Annotated in this window: 3 pseudogenes; 1 reads left to right on the plus strand and 2 read right to left on the minus strand. The window is 73.4% G+C overall.

What is annotated here, in order from left to right:
• Together AOK22_RS43465 and AOK22_RS43470 are read right to left on the minus strand one after the other, a co-directional pair.
• Window positions 1–279, minus strand: a pseudogene (locus AOK22_RS43465) (LuxR family transcriptional regulator); the annotation flags it as partial.
• Between the two features lie 2 nt (window positions 280–281).
• Window positions 282–773 (minus strand): annotated as a pseudogene (locus tag AOK22_RS43470) (LuxR family transcriptional regulator); the annotation flags it as partial.
• A gap of 181 nt (window positions 774–954) precedes the next feature.
• Between AOK22_RS43470 and AOK22_RS36610 the strand changes: the two are divergent.
• Window positions 955–1,180, plus strand: a pseudogene (locus AOK22_RS36610) (aminopeptidase P family protein); the annotation flags it as partial.

Genomic DNA, 1,180 nt, shown 5'->3' on the forward strand with positions numbered 1-1,180 from the left:
GCCGCCCGGACGCGTGGTGCCGCCGTGGAGCGGCAGGGCGCTGTGCCAGGACTGCTCGAACAGCGCGACGAGCGCGGAGAGCAGTCCGCAGGGCTGCACCACCAGCATGGTGTTGTGCACGTCGGCCTCCTTGATCGACAAGGAGACGAGCGCGTACGCCTCGTCGATGATCACGAGCTTGACCGGCACGGACGGCAGCACCCTGGCCTGTTCGCCCGCGTTGACGACCGGTTCGATGGCCTCGTGGAGACGGCCCGGATGCTCCAGTGACTCGCGCGANNCGCCAGGGTGGCCAGCGCGTCCTCCGTGGCGCCGGTCAGGGGGAAGTACGGCGGCGACTCGAACTGCCGGATCTGCTCGCGGGCGCTCGCCCAGGCGTGCCGGATCCGCGGGCCGATGGCCTCGCCGGTGACGACCTCGACGAGGTCGTCGTTGTACGCGGCGAGCCGCTGGCGCCGGAACGACTCGAACGCGCCGCCGACGGCGATGCGCGACTCCTCCACCTCGGCCGCCCGGTGCCGGGCGAGGATCTCCAGGCCGGCGGTGGGCGGGACCGGCGCCACCATGTCCCCGCCCTCCTCGGCGGCGCTGGCCAGACCGGCGTCGACGAGCGCGGCGTACGCGGTGGCCAGCTCCGCGTCGTCGAGTCCGGCCGCCGGGCCCATCGTGCTGAGCGGGGCGGGCGCCAGCTCCAGCAGGGCCAGATAGACCCGGGCCGCCGCGGGGCCGAGCCCCAGGAGCCGCAGGGCCTCGCCGAGTCTCGCGTTCGTCATGAGCCGCATTATCGACGCTCCGGCCGGGAGCATGGCCGATCCGTGCCAGTGGCACTTCCCGGCCCCGCGCGCGCGAGGCGAGGGATACCGTCCGGGAGTCGACGCGGTCCGGCGGCGGGAGCGAGTCGCCGGAGCCGTGCGCGAGAGCACCCTCAGCAGCTTTCAGAGGAAGGTGGACGACGTGGCCAAGGGCCGGAAGAACGGTCTCTACGCAGGGATCTCCGAGGAACTGTCCGCGCTGATGCGGACCGGATGGGCCGACACCGAGCGGCACGACCTGGAGCCCGACGAGCAGGCCCCGTACGCGGCCCGCCGCCGCGCCGCGCTCTCCGCGCGCTTCCCGGGCGAGCGCCTCGTGATCCCCTCGGGCAACCTCAAGGTCCGCTCGAACGACGACACGTATCCGT

Origin of the sequence: Streptomyces silaceus (genome assembly GCF_001419745.1) — a bacterium.
GTDB classification, from domain to species: Bacteria; Actinomycetota; Actinomycetes; order Streptomycetales; family Streptomycetaceae; genus Streptomyces; species Streptomyces silaceus.